This window comes from Pseudomonas sp. Sample_9, from assembly GCF_004307535.1.
In the GTDB taxonomy this organism is placed as follows: domain Bacteria; phylum Pseudomonadota; class Gammaproteobacteria; order Pseudomonadales; family Pseudomonadaceae; genus Aquipseudomonas; species Aquipseudomonas mercuritolerans.
On record NZ_RAZO01000122.1, the window covers coordinates 1 to 2782 of the forward strand.

Consider the following 2782-nt stretch of genomic DNA (forward strand, 5'->3'; position numbering starts at 1 on the left):
ATAAAAGCGTCGACGAGGCGTAGTGCAGCAAGGAGCTGTCACAACCTCAACTGAATCTTCACGGACGAACACCGTAAATGAACTGCCTAGAAAGAACCTTCGATATCCAGCCCTTGGTGCAGGCGGACATGACCGTGCACATCAATGGCCAAGCGGTCAGCGCCGCCATCGGCGAAACCGTTCTCAGCGTCATCCAGTCCCTCGGCGTGCGCCAGGTTGCACGCAACGATCACGATCAGATCAGCGGCGCCTATTGCGGCATGGGCGTGTGCCAGTGCTGCCTGGTGAAAATCAACGGTCGGCACAAACGCCGCGCCTGCCAGACCGTGGTCCGCGACGGTATGCAGATCGAAACCCGAGTCAACCGCGTCGTCGCGCAGGAGGTTGTATGAGCCTGCAACCGTTGATCGTTGGCGGCGGGCCGGCGGGGATGGCGGCGGCCATCGAACTGGCGCGCCACGGCGTGCGCTGCACCTTGCTCGAAGAGGCTTCGCGCCTCGGCGGCGTGGTCTATCGCGGGCCGCTGCGTGATGGTGTGCAACTGGATTATCTCGGGCCGCGTTATTCCGAAGCACTGGACAAACTGCACGGTGAATTTCAGCAGCAGTCAGGGCTGATCGACGTACGTCTCAACCATCGCGTGGTCGGCGCTGAAGGCACTCGCGCTCTGGTGGTGCTCGATGGCGATGAACAGCTGCATGAGATCGCTTATCCGCAACTGCTGCTGGCCGCCGGTTGCCATGAACGCAGCGTACCGTTTCCCGGCTGGACGTTGCCGGGAGTGATCCTGCTCGGCGGCCTGCAGTTGCAGATCAAGAGTGGCGTGGTCAAGCCGCAAGGGCCGGTGATCATCGCCGGCACCGGGCCGTTGCTGCCGCTTGTCGCGACCCAGTTACATGCGTCTGGCGTGCGCGTCGCCGGCGTCTATGAGGCTTGCGCATTCGGCAAGATCGCCCGCGAGAGTCTGGCGCTGCTGAACAAGCCGCAGCTGTTTCTCGACGGCTTGAGCATGCTCGCTTATCTGAAGCTGCACGGCATAGCGATGAACTATGGCTGGGGCGTGGTTGAGGCCCACGGCGAGGGCGAATTGAAAAGCGTCAGCGTCGCGCCGTATTCGTCGACGTGGGAGGCGGATCTGTCGCGGGTCGAGCGCTTCGAAGCGCAGACGCTGGCGGTGGGTTACGGGTTTATTCCGCGCACGCAATTGAGCCAGCAGATGGGCCTTGATCACGGCTTCAGCGACGATGGCTACCTGCGTGCCCACGCCAATGTCTGGCAGCAAAGCAGCGTGGCGCATGTGCATCTGGCCGGCGACATGGGCGGGATCCGCGGCGGCGAAGCGGCGATGCTCGCCGGCAAGATCGCCGCCACTTCGATCCTGCTGCAACGCGGTGTGCTCGACGCCGAGCTGGCCCGGGTGCGCCGCGATCGTTACGCGAGCAAGCTCAGAGCGATCGTGCGCTTTCGTGCGGCGGTGGATCGCTACACCGAGCGCGGCGTTGGTCAGATCGCTTTGCCCGCAGCCGACACGGTGATCTGCCGCTGCGAACATGCGACCCGCGCCGACATCGATCTGGCGCTGGAGCAGGGTGTGCAAGACATCGCCAGCCTGAAAATGCGCACCCGCGTGAGCATGGGCGATTGTCAGGGGCGGATGTGCGTCGGCTATTGCAGCGATCGCCTGCGCCAGGCCACCGGACGTCAGGATGTCGGTTGGCTGCGCCCGCGCTTTCCAATCGATCCGGTACCGTTTTCCGCGTTCCAGTCCCTCGGCACGGAGGGCGCTTGCCATGAGTAAGTTCTACGACGTGGTCATTGCCGGTGGCGGCGTGATCGGCGCCTCCTGCGCCTACCAATTGTCCAAACGCAAAGATCTCAAGGTGGCACTGATCGACGCCAAGCGCCCCGGCAATGCGACCCGTGCTTCGGCGGGAGGTTTATGGGCGATCGGCGAGTCGGTCGGCCTCGGCTGCGGGGTGATTTTCTTTCGCATGATGTCGGCCAACCGCAAGCGCGAAACCCAGGGCGCGGCGGTGGCGGTGGACGCCAGTACGCCGCATATTCTGCCGCAGTCGTTTTTCGATTTTGCCTTGCAATCCAATGCGCTGTACCCGGCGCTGCATCGCGAGCTGAAAGACAACCACGGCATGGATTGCAAGTTCGAAAAGACCGGATTGAAATTCGTGATCTATGACGACGAAGATCGGCTCTACGCCGAGCACATCGTCGGCTGCATTCCGCATCTGGCCGATCAGGTGCGCTGGCTCGATCAAGCGGCGTTGCGCGCGGCCGAACCGAGTGTCAGCCATGAGGCGCGCGGGGCGCTGGAGTTTCTCTGCGATCATCAGGTCAGCCCGTTCCGCCTCGCGGATGCCTACATGGAAGGCGCGCGGCAGAACGGCGTCGATATCTTCGTCAACACCAACGTCACCGGCGTGTTGCATCACGGCACTCGTGTGACCGGCGTGCAGACGGCAGAAGCGGGCGTGTTTCACTGCAAGACGCTGATCAACGCCGCCGGTGCCTGGGCGGCGGATTTGAGCGAGTGGGCGACGGGAATTCGTATTCCGGTGAAACCGGTGAAAGGGCAGATCCTGCTGACCGAACGCATGCCGAAAATCCTTAACGGCTGCCTGACCACCAGCGATTGCTACGTGGCGCAAAAGGACAACGGCGAAATCCTTATCGGCAGCACCACCGAAGACAAAGGCTTCGACGTCACCACCACCTACCCGGAAATCGCCGGGCTGGTGCAGGGCGCGGTGCGCTGTCTGCCGGAGCT

At 62.9% G+C, this 2782-nt stretch carries 3 protein-coding genes; all 3 read left to right on the forward strand.

The annotated features are described in order from the left end of the window. Positions 1 to 77 precede the first annotated feature (77 nt). Positions 78 to 392, forward strand: a complete 315-nt coding sequence (locus tag D6877_RS06540; protein ID WP_130910256.1) for a (2Fe-2S)-binding protein — start codon at positions 78 to 80, stop codon at positions 390 to 392. Then, positions 389 to 1798, forward strand: a complete 1410-nt coding sequence (gene hcnB / locus D6877_RS06545; RefSeq protein WP_130910257.1) for a cyanide-forming glycine dehydrogenase subunit HcnB — start codon at positions 389 to 391, stop codon at positions 1796 to 1798. Before D6877_RS06540 ends, hcnB begins: the two co-directional genes overlap by 4 nt. Beyond that, positions 1791 to 2782, forward strand: a 992-nt coding sequence (gene hcnC / locus D6877_RS06550) for a cyanide-forming glycine dehydrogenase subunit HcnC (protein WP_130910258.1), incomplete at its 3' end; no start/stop codon positions are given. The genes hcnB and hcnC, both read left to right, overlap by 8 nt.

Bases quoted from the DNA above. Each gene is read 5' to 3' on its own strand.
- D6877_RS06540 (WP_130910256.1), top strand. From the start codon at position 78: ATGAACTGCCTAGAAAGAACCTTCGATATCCAGCCCTTGGTGCAGGCG.
- hcnB (WP_130910257.1), top strand. From the start codon at position 389: ATGAGCCTGCAACCGTTGATCGTTGGCGGCGGGCCGGCGGGGATGGCG.